At 37.0% G+C, this 17,044-nt stretch carries 16 protein-coding genes; 15 read left to right on the forward strand and 1 reads right to left on the reverse strand.

Annotated elements, in window-relative coordinates; all coding sequences use genetic code 11:
* Positions 1–5 precede the first annotated feature (5 nt).
* From lpdA to holA, 11 genes are all read left to right on the forward strand, one after another.
* A complete protein-coding gene (gene lpdA, locus AC3B6B_RS06355) occupies positions 6–1,427 on the forward strand; it encodes a dihydrolipoyl dehydrogenase (protein ID WP_489757849.1) in 1,422 nt (473 codons plus the stop codon).
* A 117-nt stretch (positions 1,428–1,544) separates the two neighbouring features.
* Positions 1,545–2,306, forward strand: coding sequence for an inositol monophosphatase family protein (locus AC3B6B_RS06360; protein ID WP_489757850.1), 762 nt, complete (start codon positions 1,545–1,547; stop codon positions 2,304–2,306).
* Positions 2,307–2,375: 69 nt separating this feature from the next.
* Positions 2,376–4,217, forward strand: a complete 1,842-nt coding sequence (typA, locus tag AC3B6B_RS06365; protein ID WP_489757851.1) for a translational GTPase TypA — start codon at positions 2,376–2,378, stop codon at positions 4,215–4,217.
* Between the two features lie 174 nt (positions 4,218–4,391).
* Positions 4,392–5,576 (forward strand): FtsW/RodA/SpoVE family cell cycle protein, encoded by a 1,185-nt coding sequence (locus AC3B6B_RS06370; protein WP_489757852.1) that lies wholly within the window; start codon positions 4,392–4,394, stop codon positions 5,574–5,576.
* A 7-nt stretch (positions 5,577–5,583) separates the two neighbouring features.
* On the forward strand, positions 5,584–5,892 hold the full coding sequence (locus AC3B6B_RS06375; protein WP_489757853.1) for a YlbG family protein: 309 nt from the start codon (positions 5,584–5,586) through the stop codon (positions 5,890–5,892).
* Entirely contained in the window at positions 5,892–6,443 is a 552-nt protein-coding gene (gene rsmD / locus AC3B6B_RS06380) for a 16S rRNA (guanine(966)-N(2))-methyltransferase RsmD (protein WP_489757854.1), read from the forward strand. The genes AC3B6B_RS06375 and rsmD overlap by 1 nt, the downstream gene beginning before the upstream one ends.
* A gap of 16 nt (positions 6,444–6,459) precedes the next feature.
* A complete protein-coding gene (coaD, locus tag AC3B6B_RS06385; protein ID WP_489757855.1) occupies positions 6,460–6,960 on the forward strand; it encodes a pantetheine-phosphate adenylyltransferase in 501 nt (166 codons plus the stop codon).
* A complete protein-coding gene (locus tag AC3B6B_RS06390) occupies positions 6,957–7,985 on the forward strand; it encodes a SepM family pheromone-processing serine protease (protein WP_489757856.1) in 1,029 nt (342 codons plus the stop codon). The genes coaD and AC3B6B_RS06390 overlap by 4 nt, the downstream gene beginning before the upstream one ends.
* 45 nt (positions 7,986–8,030) lie before the next feature.
* On the forward strand, positions 8,031–8,636 hold the full coding sequence (locus AC3B6B_RS06395; protein WP_489757857.1) for a ComEA family DNA-binding protein: 606 nt from the start codon (positions 8,031–8,033) through the stop codon (positions 8,634–8,636).
* The gene (locus AC3B6B_RS06400) at positions 8,629–10,833 is read left to right on the forward strand and encodes a DNA internalization-related competence protein ComEC/Rec2 (protein WP_489757858.1); all 2,205 of its coding nucleotides are present in this window, start codon (positions 8,629–8,631) and stop codon (positions 10,831–10,833) included. Before AC3B6B_RS06395 ends, AC3B6B_RS06400 begins: the two co-directional genes overlap by 8 nt.
* Positions 10,820–11,851, forward strand: coding sequence for a DNA polymerase III subunit delta (holA, locus tag AC3B6B_RS06405; protein WP_489757859.1), 1,032 nt, complete (start codon positions 10,820–10,822; stop codon positions 11,849–11,851). Before AC3B6B_RS06400 ends, holA begins: the two co-directional genes overlap by 14 nt.
* A gap of 22 nt (positions 11,852–11,873) precedes the next feature.
* Here the strand turns inward: holA and rpsT are convergent, their stop codons facing one another.
* A complete protein-coding gene (gene rpsT / locus AC3B6B_RS06410; protein ID WP_489757860.1) occupies positions 11,874–12,125 on the reverse strand; it encodes a 30S ribosomal protein S20 in 252 nt (83 codons plus the stop codon).
* A 200-nt stretch (positions 12,126–12,325) separates the two neighbouring features.
* Here rpsT and rpsO point away from each other — a divergent pair, with 200 nt between their 5' ends.
* From rpsO to tuf, 4 genes are all read left to right on the forward strand, one after another.
* Positions 12,326–12,595 (forward strand): 30S ribosomal protein S15, encoded by a 270-nt coding sequence (rpsO, locus tag AC3B6B_RS06415; protein WP_489757861.1) that lies wholly within the window; start codon positions 12,326–12,328, stop codon positions 12,593–12,595.
* 254 nt (positions 12,596–12,849) lie between these two features.
* Positions 12,850–14,547, forward strand: coding sequence for a ribonuclease J (locus AC3B6B_RS06420; protein ID WP_489757862.1), 1,698 nt, complete (start codon positions 12,850–12,852; stop codon positions 14,545–14,547).
* Between the two features lie 92 nt (positions 14,548–14,639).
* On the forward strand, positions 14,640–15,539 hold the full coding sequence (locus AC3B6B_RS06425) for a hypothetical protein (protein ID WP_489757863.1): 900 nt from the start codon (positions 14,640–14,642) through the stop codon (positions 15,537–15,539).
* Positions 15,540–15,722: 183 nt separating this feature from the next.
* Positions 15,723–16,913: an elongation factor Tu gene (gene tuf / locus AC3B6B_RS06430; RefSeq protein WP_489757864.1), complete on the forward strand. Its 1,191-nt coding sequence runs from the start codon at positions 15,723–15,725 to the stop codon at positions 16,911–16,913.
* Positions 16,914–17,044 lie beyond the last annotated feature (131 nt).

Genomic DNA, 17,044 nt, shown 5'->3' on the forward strand with positions numbered 1-17,044 from the left:
AAAGTATGTCTGATGTAGAACAAAAAGATACTGTCATTATCGGTGCTGGACCTGGCGGCTATGTTGCAGCTATTCGAGCAGCTGAATTAGGACAAAAAGTTACTATTATTGAAAAAGAATATTATGGTGGCGTTTGTTTAAATGTTGGTTGTGTTCCTTCTAAATCTTTGATTCAAGCAGGTCATCGTTTACATGAAGCTCAAGATGGCTCAACTTATGGGATTGCCACTAGTAATGTAAAACTTGATTTTTCCAAGACTCAAGCTTGGAAAGATGATAAAGTTGTTAAACGTATGACTAATGGCGTTAAAATGTTGTTGAAAAAGCATAAAGTTGAAATGGTCGAAGGCGAAGCTTTCTTAGACAATGATCATCAATTACGGGTTATGTCTACTGGACCTAAACAATTTATGGATAATGGTGGCGGTCAAACTATTCAATTTAAGAATTTGATTATTGCCACTGGTAGTCGTCCAATTGAAATTAAAGGCTTTAAGTTTGGCGATCGTGTGCTTGATTCAACTGGTTTATTAAATGTTAAAGAAGTTCCAAAGGAATTAGTCATTGTTGGCGGTGGCTATATTGGAACTGAATTAGCTGGTGCCTTTGCTGATTTAGGGTCACACGTTACTATTCTTGAAGGTACGGATAAGATTATTCCTAATTTTGAACGCGACATGGTTAAAATTGTTGAAAAGAATTTGAAAGCTAAGGGTATTGATATCGTTACAAGTGCCATGGCTAAAGAGGCTAAATCTTCTAAAAATGATGTTGCTGTCACTTATGAAGTTGACGGTAAAGCTTCAACAATTAAAGCTGATTATGTAATGGTTTCTGTTGGACGTAAACCAAATACTGATAATTTTGGTTTGGAAATGACAAGTGTTGAATTAACTGATCGTGGTTTGGTCAAAGTTGATGAACAGGGTCGTACTAATGTACCAAATATTTATGCTATTGGTGATATTGTAGCTGGTCCTGCGTTAGCACACAAAGCCTTCTTTGAAGGTAAGACGGCTGCAGGTGCTATCTCTGGTGAAAAGACAGCCAATGATTTCTTAAGTGTTCCAGCAGTTTGCTTTACTGATCCTGAAATGGCTAGTGTTGGTTTAACTGAAGCTGACGCTAAAGAACAAGGCAAAGAAGTTAAGACTGCTAAGTTCCCATTTGCTGGTAATGCGCGCGCTGTATCATTAGATAGTGCTGATGGCTTTGTTAAATTAGTTGCTGATAAGAAGACCGGTACGATTCTTGGTGGACAAGTAGTTGGACCAAGTGCAAGTACTTTAGTTTCCGAATTAAGTGTTTTGGTAAATTGTCAATTGAATGAGGAAGATGTTGCTCTAACTATTCATCCACATCCAACTTTAGGTGAACCAATTCAAGAAGCAGCAGATGTGTTAATGGGTTACCCAACCAATATTTAATTTTATTGATTAATTCTGAAAAAATCGGCGTTATGCGTCGATTTTTTTGTTGTTTTGCCATAAAATTGGGTTGAAATGGTTATTATTTTATGACATATGACAAAGGATTTTCTATATATGATTGACTTATTGAGGATACAAAAGCAAGTTTTATATATATTGACACAGGTTCAAAAACAATTGAGAAGTAATCGTACTTTTAAGCAAGTACAAGAAAAATCGGGCCGAACAGATCTAGTAACTGAAAGAGATATTAATATTGAACAGTTGATCATTCAAAACTTGAAACAGCAATTTCCACAAGCACGTTTTGTGAGTGAAGAAGGATTTGGAGATCAAATTCATGATGTGCGTGGACTGATTTTTTATGTAGATCCAATTGATGGAACGATGAATTTCGTTAAGTTACATGATCAATTTGTGTCAATGATTGGCGTTTATTTTAACGGTAACCCAGTATTTGGAGCTATAGCGGATGTGATGGCAGACAAATTATATTACGGTGGTCCTAAAATTGGGAGTTTTATGAATGGTCAAACCCTAACAACATTAGCTAATAGCCATCTAAAAGAAGGCTTAGTGATGATTAGTAATCGCTTTTTAGATCAGACTAATTATCAAAAAATAAGACAAACAAGTTGTGGTTTACGTATTTATGGCAGTGCAGGCATTAGTTTTTTACATTTGATTAATCAACAAGAAATTCTGTATATCTCACAACTGCAACCTTGGGACTTAGCGGCTGGGTGGGCCATTGGTTGCTCGCTTGGGCTCCAAGTGCAAACCATTGACGACACCCCAATAAATATGTTACAATCACAAACTGTAATTATCGGAACAGAACGCGCAACAAAAGAAGCTAAGAAACTATTATCTTAGTTGATGAGCTGTGATCGTATGTATCACAGCTTTTTTATACACTGAGATCCAATGGAAGGAAGCTAAGTTTTGAAAACAAGAGAAGATATTCGCAATATTGCTATTATTGCTCACGTCGATCATGGAAAAACAACATTAGTTAATGAACTTTTAAAACAATCAGATACATTGCCTGAACATATGGAATTAGGCGATCGAGCAATGGATTCCAATGCCATTGAAAAAGAACGTGGAATTACAATTTTATCTAAGAATACTGCTGTTAAATATCAAGGAACGCAAATTAATATTTTGGATACTCCGGGACACGCCGATTTTGGTGGCGAAGTCGAACGGATTATGAAAATGGTTGATGGTGTTTTGTTGGTTGTTGATGCTTATGAAGGTACCATGCCACAAACTCGCTTTGTGTTGAAAAAAGCTTTAGATCAACATTTAACACCCATTGTTGTGATCAATAAGATTGACCGTCCTGGTGCCCGTCCGGAAGAAGTAGTGGACGAAGTTTTATCATTGTTTATTGATTTGGGTGCTGATGAAGATCAATTGGAATTTCCAGTAGTCTATGCTTCAGCTGTTAATGGAACTTCTAGTTATGACTCTGATCCTGAAGCACAAGAGCATACAATGAAGCCAGTTTTTGATACTATTTTAAAGACAATTCCCGCTCCTGTTGACAACAGTGATGAACCCTTACAATTTCAAGTTGCGATGTTAGACTATAATGATTATGTTGGTCGTGTCGGCATTGGTCGTGTCTTTCGTGGTAAGATTAAAATTGGTGATCAAGTTTCTGTTTTGAAGCTTGATGGTTCAAAACAAAACTTTCGGGTAACGAAAATTTTTGGTTTCTTTGGGTTAAAACGCGTTGAAATCCAAGAAGCGCAAGCCGGTGATTTAATTGGCCTATCGGGTATGGAAGATATCTTTGTTGGTGAAACGGTTACGCCAGTAGATCATCCTGATGCTTTACCAATTTTACGGATTGATCCACCAACCTTGAGAATGACCTTCTTGGCGAATGATTCACCATTTGCTGGTCGTGAAGGTGATTTGGTAACTGCTCGGAAAATTCAAGACCGTTTGGAACAACAATTGCAAACCGATGTTTCTTTAAAGGTTGAAGATGCTGGTACTGCAGGTGCTTGGATTGTTTCGGGCCGTGGAGAACTACATTTGTCCATTTTAGTTGAAGAAATGCGGCGTGAAGGCTTTGAACTGCAGTTATCTCGACCGGAAGTTATTTATGAAGAAGTTGATGGCAAAGTTTGTGAACCGTTTGAATTAGTGCAAATTGATACTCCAGATGAATATGTTGGAACAATTATTGATTCAATGGCTCAACGTAAAGGTGAAATGAAAAATATGGAAAGTACCGGTAATGGTCAAACACGGTTAACTTTCTTAACACCTTCACGTGGTTTAATTGGTTACTCTTCTGAATTTTTATCTCAAACGGGTGGCTACGGTATTATGAACCATGCTTTTGATTCATATCTTCCAGTTATTAAAAACTGGGAACCAGGCCGGCGCAGTGGCGCTTTAGTTTCCATTAATCAAGGTCCATCAACGACTTATAGTTTACAATCTGTGGAAGATCGGGGCCAGTTATTTATTGGTGCTGGTGTTGATGTCTACGAAGGAATGATTGTTGGTCAAAGTAGTCGGGATCAAGATATTGCGGTTAATGTTACTAAGGGTAAAAATTTGACGAATACGCGGGCATCTGGTAAGGATCATGCTGCTGCTATTAAAACACCAAAGAAGATGTCTTTGGAACAGTCCATCGAATTTTTGAATGAAGATGAATATTGTGAAGTTACTCCACAAAGTATTCGCTTGCGGAAAAAGATTTTAAATACTAATGAACGTAAAAAAGCTGATAAAAAGCGGAAAGTTGTTAAAGACTAAAACTTTAACTGCTATGAGCTGAACATCAGCAAGTAATTAATTGATTATTTTTTATTTGTAATTCAGGCAATCTTTCGATCCAATTTGATTGAAAGATTGCTTTTTATATATCAGAATAAATCGTTTTAAAAATGATATAATAAAAAAAACTAAGAAAAGAGTGACAGTAGATTATTGAAGGTTAAATTGAAAAATTTGGATTATTGGATTGTAATTCCTTTTATTGTTCTTTCGGCTTTAGGGGTAATCATGGTCTATTCAGCTAGTTCTAATGCAGCGGTTTTGCAAGGAATGACCAACTTAGTTTATTTAAAGCGGCAATTAATTTATGTAATAATCGGATTCTGTTTATGTTTATTATTTTATTTATTTAAAATTGATTTGTTAAAAAGTCGGTTTTTTGTACAAATTTTTTTAATTGGTGTCACAGTACTGTTAATTTATTTATTACTACGAAAACATTTTCGACCAACTTCGATGATTAATGGTGCGTCAGCTTGGATTAAAATCGGACCGATTAATTTGCAACCGTTGGAATTGGCTAAATTAGCTTTGATTTTGTACTTGGCTAAAGTTTTGAGTGCTCGCACTTTAAGAATTCGCCAACAAAATTTAGTTCCAATGTTGCAAGAATTATTTCCTCCCATTTTGTTATCGGGCTTGATTATTTTACTGACGCTCTTACAACCAGATCTTGGGGGCGCGGCTATTTTAGCATCCATTGTTTTTTTACTGACATTTAGTTCAGGCGTTGATATGAAATATGTTGTGTCCGTAATCTTGATATTAGTGGCGTTATTTGTGATTGCTTATTTTTGGTTTAAGCATCAATTAGTCGTTGGCGCTAACTCGTCTTATAAGTTGAAACGGTTAATGGCTTTTTTCCATCCATTTGAGTTAGAAAAAACAGGCGGGATTCAATTGGTTAATTCTTATTATGCGATTAATAATGGTGGCCTGTTTGGTCGCGGCCTGGGTAATAGTATTCAAAAGTTGGGTTATCTACCTGAACCATATACCGATTTTATTCTTGCAATTATTAGTGAGGAACTGGGTGTGGTTGGTGTGATTTTAGTTTTAGGATTACTCTTTATTTTAATTGCCCGTATTGTTTATTTAGGATTGCATTCCACCAATGCTTATTGGACATTGTTATGTTATGGCATTGCTACCTTGTTGTTTGTACAAACTTCGTTTAATGTTGGTGGCGTTGTAGGTTTATTGCCCATTACAGGTGTGACGCTACCGTTCATTAGTTATGGTGGTTCTAGCCAATTAGTGTTGTCAATTTGTATTGGAATTTGTTTAAATATTTCTTTAAATCTTAAAAGAACCGCTAAGCTAGAGAAAGTAGGTTGATGAATTAATGAAATTAACACCACGACAGGAAATTATTGTCTGGATGTCTAATAGTCATCCTAGTAAGAGATTGCGCCGTTTTGGGACAGTAATATATGTGTCCTTTAAAATGAATTATGCCATCATGTATTTAGATCAAGCTAATCTCCAGAGTCAAATTAAGGTCATTGAAAAGTTATCATTTGTTACCAAAATTGAATTGTCACCCCGGCAAGATTTAGAAACGGATTTTGATGATAAGATTGGGAACGTGGCTAGTTTATTAATTCCGGAAGAACAAGATAAACGGATAAATAATAATGGGGGTAACGAGTAATGCGAGTGATCGCCGGAACTTTCCACGGGTTAAATTTATTACCAGTTAAAGGGCGTAATACGCGACCAACGGGGGCAAAAGTTAAAGAAGCCATGTTTAATATTTTGGCGCCATATTTATCCGCTGTTACTACTGGTTGTGATTTGTTTGCCGGCACGGGATCTTTGGGGATTGAAGCTGTTTCCAGAGGGGTCGAACAAATGTATTTAGTCGATTCTAGCCGGCAAGCTCAACAAACCATTCAAGCTAATGTTTTGAAAACACATGCTGAATCTCAGTTTCAATTGCTAAAAATGACCGCAGAAAAGGCTTTGACAGCTTTACAACAAAAACAAGTCCAACTAGATCTGCTACTCCTCGACCCACCTTATGCACAACACGTTACTGTAAAATTAGTTCAACAAGCGATGCAATTAGGCTTAATGGCATCGGGAGCCCTTATTGTGATTGAAACGGATTATGCTTTACAACCACCTGATTTGCAGCAATTTACAGTCATTGCAAACAAGCAATATAATCAGACCTATGTTCAAGTATGGCAATTAAATTAAAGAGGTAATAACGGAAATGGTGAAAAAAATTGGTGTTTATGCTGGTAGTTTTGACCCTGTAACTAATGGTCATTTAGATATTATCACGCGTGCGAGCCGTTTATTGGATCAGTTATATGTAGTGATTTTAAATAATACGAGTAAAAAATATACTTTTTCTTTTACAGAAAAATTAACGTTATTAAACCAAGCAGTTGCTTCCTTACAGTTAGATAATGTTCATGTGCAATTGGCTGCTGATCAGTTATTAGCCACGGTTGCGCAACAATTACAAGCACATTGGTTGGTGCGCGGCTTGCGCACAGCGGATGATTTAAATTATGAGATTTCAATGCAACAAATTAATCAATTGCAAAATGCTGATTTAGAAACAATTTATTTAGTAGCTAAACCCCAGTATATGTATTTATCTTCCAGTATGGTTAAGGAAGTGATTGCTTACGGTGGGCAAGTGGATGGGTTGGTTCCCGAGGTCGTAGCCAAAGCATTAACGCAGAAGTTGCAGTCTCAACAATGAAAGCTAAACATTGGTTAATAACTTTGATAGTTGTGGGATTATTAATGTTACTATTTTTTTTGCCCTTGCCCGCTTTTATTGAGTCTCCCGGATCAGCTAGTCATACTGATCAGGTGATCACCGTTAATCATCATAGCAAGTCGTCACCGTTATTATTTACGACAGTACAAGTGATGCAGGCGACGCCTATCACTTGGCTAATAGCGCACGTTTTACCTTATCATGAGGTCTTGAGTCAACAAGATTTGATGGCTAACGATAATACAACTGAATATGCGCAAATGCAGAAGTATTATATGAGAAATGCCAGTAATAATGCCATTGCTGCCGCCTTTAAAGAAATTCATCGGCCGGTTAAGCAACACTATCAAGGTGTTTATGTTTTGTCAGTTTTAAAAAACTCCCATTTTCAGCATTCTTTACACGTGGGTGATGTCATTACTAAAGTTAATGGCCGGGCTTTTCAAAGTTCTCAGGGATTAATGCATTATCTTCAACGTAAAAAAGCCACTGAGAAAGTAGCAGTTACTTATCAACACCGAGGCAGAATCCAAACAGCACATCAAAAACTGATGCGTTTGCCACATGAAAAGAAATCTGGTTTAGGGATTCAATTAGTTGATAAAGTTCAAGTTCAAACTAATCCTCAGGTGAAAATTAACGCTGGTTCTGTTGGGGGACCATCGGCAGGACTGATGTTTACGTTGCAAATTTACGAGCAATTAACTCAACAAAATTTGACCCAAGGGCAAATAGTAGCTGGCACGGGTACTATTACGCCACAAGGTCAAGTGGGGCCGATTGGCGGGATTGATAAAAAGGTGGTGGCAGCTGACCGCAAAGGTGCTAAGATCTTTTTGGCACCACGTGATCCAGTAACGCCAGCTAAATTAAAACTTGATGCACATTACCAAAGTAATTATCAATTGGCTAAAAAAACGGCTCAAAAGTTGCATTCTTCGATGAAGGTTGTACCAATCTCTAATTTAAAACAGGCCATTCATTATTTAAAAACGCATCCTTAGAAAAAAAGGGGCGTTTTTTTTGTAATTAAAATTGGGTGATGAAGAATGCAGAAAATAAAAAATTGGTTAGTAGCTTATTGGCAGTGGTTAGTTGGAGGACTAATAATTTTGGCAGTAGTATTGTGGAAATTTTGGCCCAGCTCCTTAACACCTACGAAAAATGATCCGCCAACAGTGCAACAGACAACCATGGTTAAATCTACTCCTAAAAAATCTCCAACGACGATTGTCGTTGATGTGCAAGGTGAAGTGAATAAACCGGGAGTTTATCATTTATTAGCATCGGCGCGGATTTATGATGCTATTCAACATGCCGGGGGACCCACGGCTAATGCCAATCTCAAGGGTATTAATCAAGCCCAAAAATTACACGATCAAAGTCAAGTCATTGTCCCAGATCAAACCACAGCTGCACCGAATGCGAATGCCGCTGCCACAACCGCGACTACGACAGCCAATGCAAGTGTTAATTTAAATTCTGCAACGGCTGAAGAATTGCAGCAAGTTAATGGTTTAGGACCGAAAAAAGCACAGGCAATTATTCAGTATCGGCAAGATCATGGTAGTTTTACTAAAGTGGAAGATCTGACTAATGTCAAAGGATTTGGTGAAAAGACCGTGGACAATTTGAAGGATCAATTGTGTGTTTGAACGAGGTTGGTATTTATTTGGAGCTCTTTTTTTACAATTAACCATTGCTTTTGTAATCACTCAGAATGTTTGGTGGCTGATTTTAGGTATCGGTGTGATTGGCATTGTCTTACGCCATCAAAAATATTCAGTTTTAGTGCTGCTAACGGTGATGGGAGTGCTGGGGTGGATAATCGGTCAACAACCGCATATTGCTCAACCACAAACTCATGTCATTACAGTTTATCCTGATCAAGTTACCAACCGAACTAATTGGTTGTATGGTCAAGGACAAATTAATGGTTCACAGAAAGTTAATGTTGGAATCAATAGTAATTTTCAAGTGAAATCCCCCCAAATTATTATCCTACAGGGAGATTTTGTTTGGCAAAAAATCAAGCCCGCCACTAATCCAGGAGAATTTGATTTTCAAAAATATGAACGAACGCAAAAGATTTATTATCAAGCTACCGCTCAACATGTTCAAATCAAGTTACGAGCTCCCCGGGGAATAATTGAGTGGTTACACATTTGGCGTTATCGCTTGTTGTTACAAGTGTACCATTTACCACATTGGTTACGTTTAAATGCTAGTAGTTTGTTATTGGGACAATTTGATAATCAAGAGCAAGATTTGCGGCAAGGATTAACAAACTTAGGTATTATTCATATCTTTAGTATTTCGGGGTTGCATATTTACTTATTGGTTAATTGGATCAGCCAATTGGCAGGGGCTTGTAAACTTCGTAAAGAGTATGTTGATTGGCTAATTTTAGTCAGCTTACCAGCGATTGTTGTATTAACCGGTAGTGGTATAGGTGTTTGGCGAGCTTGTATCAGCCAAATTTTAAAAATGTTAAATGAGAAATATCGTTGGTATTTATCCCGCAATGATATCTTTGCGGGGACTTTGATTATTCATAGTTTTTTGATGCCACAAGTCCTGTGGACATTGGCAGGACAATTGAGTTATTTATTAGCTTATGGCTTAATTGTCTTGCAACAGAAAACGGTGTGGCAACAATCATTGCTGATGAATTTATTGAGTTTACCAATTTTAATTTTTCATAATTACAGTTTTAGCTGGTTAACGTTTTTAGCTAATTTATGTTTGACACCGATCTTTGAAAAAATGATTATCCCGCTAACTTTAATTAGTGTTTTTTTAAGGCAAGCTAATTGGTTGATTACTCCGCTGGAATCTTTGTTTACTTTGATTTATGCGCCAATTCAAGTATTAGCCCATGCTTCCTGGTCGCAAGTGACGGTTGGTAAAATTAATCTGGTAGTTTTATTACTGCTGTTATTTATGACCTTAGTTATCGCTCAACATCCCACCAAAACAGTTTTATTAGGCTTGCTGATTGGTTATTGTTGCATTATTTTGTTTAACCGCTATCCAATGACCGGTGAAGTTAGTTTGATAGACGTGGGACAGGGCGATAGTATTTTAATTACGACGCCTTTTTTTAAACGCACCTATTTGATTGATACTGGTGGAAAATTAAATTTTGGTCACTATCATTCGACTAATAATCGGGTTCAATCTATTACCATTCCATACTTGCGGTATCGAGCTATTACGCATTTGGATGGGGTGTTTTTATCACATCAAGATGCTGATCATATTGGTGATTTGAAAGTTTTATTACAAAATTTTCCGGTTAAGCATGTTTATTTAGCAGACGGGATGCAAAAAATACCGGCAGTTGTGCGGCAATTACAACCGTTTATGCATAAAATTGCAATTGTTAGATTACATGTCCATGATCAAATTTTATTACCCCATCAAGATTTTATGCAAGTGGTCTGGCCTCCACATTTATCTAATGGAAAAAACGAAGATTCACTGAGTTTAATAGTGAGTTTACAGGGCAAGAAATGGCTTTTTACGGGTGATTTAGATCGTGCCCACGAATTAAAATTATTTAAGCAACATGCTCCTAGAATTGATTTTTTAAAGGCGGGGCATCATGGTAGTAAAACAGCCAGTTCTCAACGCTTTTTACAACAAATTAAACCAAAATTAGTATTAATCTCTGTCGGGCGCCATAATCGTTATGGTCATCCTAGTCCGGAAACACTACGGACACTCAAAAAATTGCACATTCCTAATTTAAGTACAGCAAAACATGGTATGATTACTTGGAATTACAATTATGACCACCAGCAGAAATGGCGAGTTTTTTCAAGGAAAGAATTAAATGAAAGTCAATGAATTACAACAATCATTAAAGCAACAACAAATCGCACCCTTGTATTTAGTCGTGGGTTCTGAAAGTGAACTGATGCAACAAGTACGACAAATTTTTGTGCAATATTTGACGCCGGAAGAACAAGAGTTAAATGTGGCGGAATTTGATTTAGAGCAAGTCGATGTGCAAGAAGCTGTCGGTGAAGCTAATACTTTACCCTTTCTAGGTGAGCATCGTTTGGTACTAGTTACTAATCCAATCTTTTTGAGTGGTAATAAAAATAAAACGGGAATTGAGCAAAATGTGGCAGCACTCATAGACTATGTACAAGATCCACAATCAACAACTATTTTTGTGATTTTTGCGCCATATGAAAAATTAGATCAGCGTAAAAAAATTACGAAAGTATTGAAGCAAAAAGCACAAGTAATCGATGTGCAAAAATTAACCACTCAGTCTTTACAAAGTACTCTGCAAAAACAGATTACGGCTCAAGGCTTTACGATTGTGCCGGCGGCTTTAACAGCATTAATTCAACGAACCAAAGGGGACTATTCACTCGCCAATTCAGAATTAAAGAAATTGTTTTTATATGCGCAAAAGCAAAAAATTATTGATTTAGCTATGGTGCAACAATTAGTGCCCCAGTCTTTGGATGATAATGTTTTTGATTTGTTAGATGCCATTTTACAGCATAATTTACGGCAAGCTGAGAGTTTATACCAACAATTGTTGATCCTAAATAATGATCCAATTTTGTTGACAGCATTAGCTCAAAGTCAAATTCGGGTATTGTTGCAAGTGAAGATTTTGGCTGGTCAGGGAATGTCACAAGGAAAATTGGCACAGTTTTTACAGATTCATCCTTATCGAGTGAAATTAGCGTTACAGCGAATTAAAAATTACGATTTAGGACAATTAAAAAAAGCCCTTTCCGACTTAATCGAAATGGACTATCAAATGAAGACAGGTCAGGCCAATAAAACGCAATTATTTGAATTGTTCATGATTGCGTTCATTACAAATAAAAAGACGGGCTAAGGTCCGTCTTTTTTAGGGTTAATTATTTAATTTTAGCGGCCAAACGTGATTTATCACGTGCAGCTTTGTTTTGTTTAATTAAGCCCTTGGACTTAGCCATATCAATGGCACGTGCAGCTTGACGATATAATTCTTGAGTATCTTCAGCGCCATTAGCAGCAGCAGTTTCAAACTTCTTAATAGTAGAACGCATTGCACTACGTTGAGCAGTATTACGTTCATTTGCTTTGGCAGATGTCCGTACACGCTTAATAGCTGATTTAATTTGTGGCATGTTCAATTCACCTCCGTGACCATCCCAATACCCTAAAAGTATACTAAAATCAGCTTCGATTTGCAATCATTCTGAAATAAATTCTTGATTTTTTCGACAGCTTAAGTTATATTCAACTATGTATTAGCTATGCTTTGTTTGTTGTGACACCGGCGCAAGCACAGTTTAGCTGAATTAATTTTATGAAGGTGGTTTTTGACATGGCAATAACTAAGGCAAAGAAACAAGAATTAATTGAAAAGTACGGTCGTAAAGCAGGCGATACTGGTTCTCCAGAAGTCCAAATTGCAATTTTAACTTATGAAATTAACAATTTGAACGATCATTTGAAGATCAACAAGAAGGATCATCATTCTTATGTTGGTTTGTTAAAGAAGATCGGTCATCGTCGTAATTTATTAGCTTACTTACGGAAGAGCGATATTAATCGTTACCGTAATTTGATTCAAAGTTTAGGCTTACGTCGTTAATAATTATCCGAAATTTAAGGAACTGTTCGAATTTATTCGAACAGTTTTTTTGTGGTTTGGATTTGAGAATTCTTTGCTGACAATCCCCCAGTCAAATTTTGAAATTTTACAGTGATAAGTCAATTCCAGATTGGTGTTTTGTATAAAAAATTAGAGAGTTGTGCTACAATGAGACAAACGCATTCAGGTAGTCACGAAGTGACAGCAAGATCTTGCAAGATTTTGAAATACTTAACAGCAGAAGGGTGAGATATTTGGCAAATTTAAAAATAATTCCGTTAAGTGGCTTACGAGAAAACGGAAAAAATATGTATGCCGTTGAATACGGGGATGAAATTGTTATTTTAGATTGTGGATTACAATATCCGGAAAATGAATTATTGGGAATTGATGTGGTGATTCCAGATTTTACTTACATTCAAGAGAATATCGATAAAGTAGTCGGGGTCTTTTTAACACATGGTCATGCTGATGCAATTGGAGCTTTACCTTATTTAGTCGGAGACTATGATATTCCCGTTTTTGGTTCCAAATTGACAATTGAGTTGGCCAAAATTGCAATTAAAAATAATAAAAATAGTCGTAAATTTAATAATTTTCAAGTAATTGACGCGCAAACGGCGATTGATTTTGAGCAATTGAGTATTTCCTTTTTCAAAACAACGCATTCGATTCCTGATTCTTTGGGAGTAGTGGTTCGGACACCAGTTGGTCAAGTGGTTTATACGGGTGATTTTAAATTTGATCAATCAGCAGATTCAATTTATCAAACTGATTATCAGCGTTTGGCCGATATTGGTCGAGAACCAGTTTTAGCCTTATTAAGTGATTCGGCTAATGCCGAATCACCTTATCCAGCAGCGGATGAGCGGGATATCTATAATTATATTTGGGAAACTTTTGAATACCAAACGGGGCGGATAATTGTCGCTTCGGTCGCTTCTAATATTTTACGGATGCAACAAATCTTTAATGCTGCGCAGAAGACGCAGCGCAAAGTGGTGTTGACAGGTCAAAGTGCATCAAAAATTGTACGGACGGCGATTAAGTTAAATTATTTGACGGTGCCAGATGGTTTATTAGTCAGTGCGCGTCAAGCTGAAAAATTACCCAAAAATCAAGTTGTCATTATTGAAACTGGCCGCATGGGCGAACCAATCAAGATTTTACAAAAAATGGCTACTAGTCATCATCATTTTTACCATATTGAAGAGGGCGATTTAGTCTTTCTAACGACGACACCATCACATGCAATGGAAACGACGGTTGCCAAAACGCGGGACTTGATTTTTCGTGCGGGCGGTGAAGTTAAAAGTTTAAGTGACTCGGGGTTGTATACCTCGGGACATGCTGCCAAAAGTGATTTGCAGTTGATGATTAATATTTTACGACCTCAAAATGTAGTTCCGATTCAGGGTGAATACCGTAATTTGGATGCGCATTTGCATATTGCTTTAGAAACCGGATTAGATCAAGATCATGTCTTTGTTTTAAAAAATGGTGATGTTTTAAGTTATGAAAAACAACAGTTTCATTTAGCTCAAGCAGTAACTGCTGGTGATACTATGATTGATGGTGTGGGCATTGGTGATATTGGAACCATTGTTTTGCGCGATCGGCAATTATTGTCCCAAGATGGTGTCTTTATTGCTGTAGTAACTATTGATCGCAAGAAAAAGAAAATTATGTCTCAGCCACAGATTACAGGCCGTGGTTTTGCTGGTTTGGAAGAAAAGCCGGAATTACTGGCTGGCAGTCGCGAGGTGGTTGTGCGAGCAGTAGAACATAACTTATTGCATAAAGATTTTGATTGGTCGGAACTGAAACAAGACGTTCGTGAAGACTTGAATCATTATTTATGGGAACAAACTAAGAGTCATCCAGTTATCTTGCCAGTTATCATGGAAGTTAACCAAAATCGGCATCGTAAAGCGCAGCATAGTCATCAATAATTAATGAAGTTATGTGTAAAGAAGTCAAATGCTAAAGAAGCTTATTGTTTAGTAATTTGACTTTTTTACTATCTAGCTAGAGGTAATCAAACTTGGAAGAAAAAAGCTATCAAGCTCTATTACAAGCAGCCCAAGAATATCAACGAACAAAGAATTATTTAGCCGCTGCGGAATCGTTAGATCAGGCTTATCTACTCCAACCGAGCTTTTCCGTCCAATTGGCGTTAGTTAAAGCAAGACATCAAGCCCAACAGGATCAATTGGCTTGGCAATTACTTCAGCCTGATGTAGAGCTTTTTTTAACTACGGCATCGAATTTAGCCTTGGTGATTGATGTTTTGATTGGAATCAATAATTTCCTTCAGGCCCAACAATTATTATTACAAGCGCCGTCGGATTTAAATTCTATTAAAAAAAAGTTACAAACAGTAATTGACCAACATCAACAGCGTTACTATCAACGACATTTAGCTGAAATTAAACAGTTAAAACAGCAGATTTTATCCATTGTAACCTTGCCTTTAATGCAACAATCTAATTTGATTTTACAATTACATTGTTTAACGAGTTGGGATTTTGAACAAAGCAGTCAAGTGCTTTTGCAAAACCCTTATTTGCATCCGTTATTGAAAGCGGGCTTGACGGAAGATTTAGTCAAGTTACAAATTCAACATCTCGTTAAAATTAATTTTTATGGTACTGACAAAAAGTTTTTGCCAGCAAAAACCCCGTTAATTTATCAATTGAATAGTTTAGTTAGTTGGCAAAAACAGCTAGTGGATAATCGTTTAAAGGATGAAACCAATTTATTAGCGGCAATGTTATATCCGTTTACGGATCAGATTATTTGCGATCCAGATTTATGGTTGCAGCGGATCAAATCTCGCTGGGAGAATGAAAAAAATACCCAATCACTTGAAAAACCAGCAAAAGCTGTTAAAGTAGATAAGTGGTTGGATAAATTAGATGAATTATTAAGTTTATTCAATTAATTTAGAAAATTGGTTTACATTTGATAACTCAGTTTGTATACTACTAAGAGTATATTTTTGGTCGGTATCGCTTTGTTTTTGGAACCAAAAGTAGTATAATTCTTGCATAAAGAGTTGTCTTTGCAATACTCTTTATATTTTTTTGTGAAGATAATTCAGATGACAAACAGGAGGTTTCTTTTCATGGCAGAAAAAGAACATTATGAAAGAACTAAGCCCCATGTAAATATCGGTACAATCGGTCACGTTGACCACGGTAAAACAACTTTAACAGCTGCAATTACTAAAGTTTTGGCTGATAAAGGTTTAGCTAAAGCTGAAGATTATTCTGATATTGACAAGGCTCCAGAAGAAAAAGAACGTGGGATTACAATCAACACTGCTCACGTTGAATATGAAACTGAAAAGCGTCATTACGCTCATATTGATGCCCCAGGACATGCTGACTACGTTAAAAACATGATCACTGGTGCTGCTCAAATGGACGGCGCAATTTTGGTTGTTGCTGCAACTGACGGCCCAATGCCTCAGACTCGTGAACATATCTTGTTAGCTCACCAAGTTGGTGTTGACTACATCGTAGTCTTCTTAAACAAGACTGACTTAGTTGACGATGATGAATTAGTTGACTTAGTTGAAATGGAAGTTCGGGAATTATTATCCGAATACGATTATCCTGGGGATGACATTCCAGTTATCCGTGGATCCGCTTTGAAGGCTTTGGAAGGTGACCCTGAACAAGTTAAGGTCATTGAAAAGTTAATGGATACGATTGATGACTACATTCCTACACCTCAACGTAGTAATGACAAGCCATTCTTGATGCCTGTTGAAGATGTCTTCACAATTACTGGTCGTGGTACTGTTGCTTCTGGTCGTATTGACCGTGGCGAAGTTAAGATCGGTGATGAAGTTGACATTGTTGGCTTGCATGATGAAGATGGTCATTCAACAGTTACTGGTTTGGAAATGTTCCGTAAGACGCTTGATTTAGGTGAAGCCGGCGATAACGTTGGTGTCTTGTTACGTGGTATCAACCGTGATCAAATCGAACGTGGTCAAGTTTTGGCTAAGCCAGGTTCCATCCAAACTCATAACAAGTTTAAGGGTGAAGTCTACATCTTAACTAAAGAAGAAGGTGGACGTCATACTCCATTCTTCTCTAACTATCGTCCACAATTCTATTTCCATACAACTGATGTTACTGGTGTTATTGAATTACCTGATGGCGTTGAAATGGTTATGCCTGGTGATAATGTAACTTTTGAAGTTGACTTAATTGCTCCAGTTGCTATCGAAAAAGGTACTAAGTTTACTGTCCGTGAAGGTGGACGTACTGTTGGTGCCGGTGTTGTTACTGAAATTTTAGACTAATTTTCATGGCAACTAAAAGTCTGGTGCGCCAGACTTTTTTTGTACATAAATTTTGGTCTAATAACGCTTTGGAACATTTACAAGTTATTTTATTTAGGGTAAGATGGATAAAGTATGAGATAATTAGTACC

Source organism: Bombilactobacillus sp. ESL1197, from assembly GCF_058107145.1.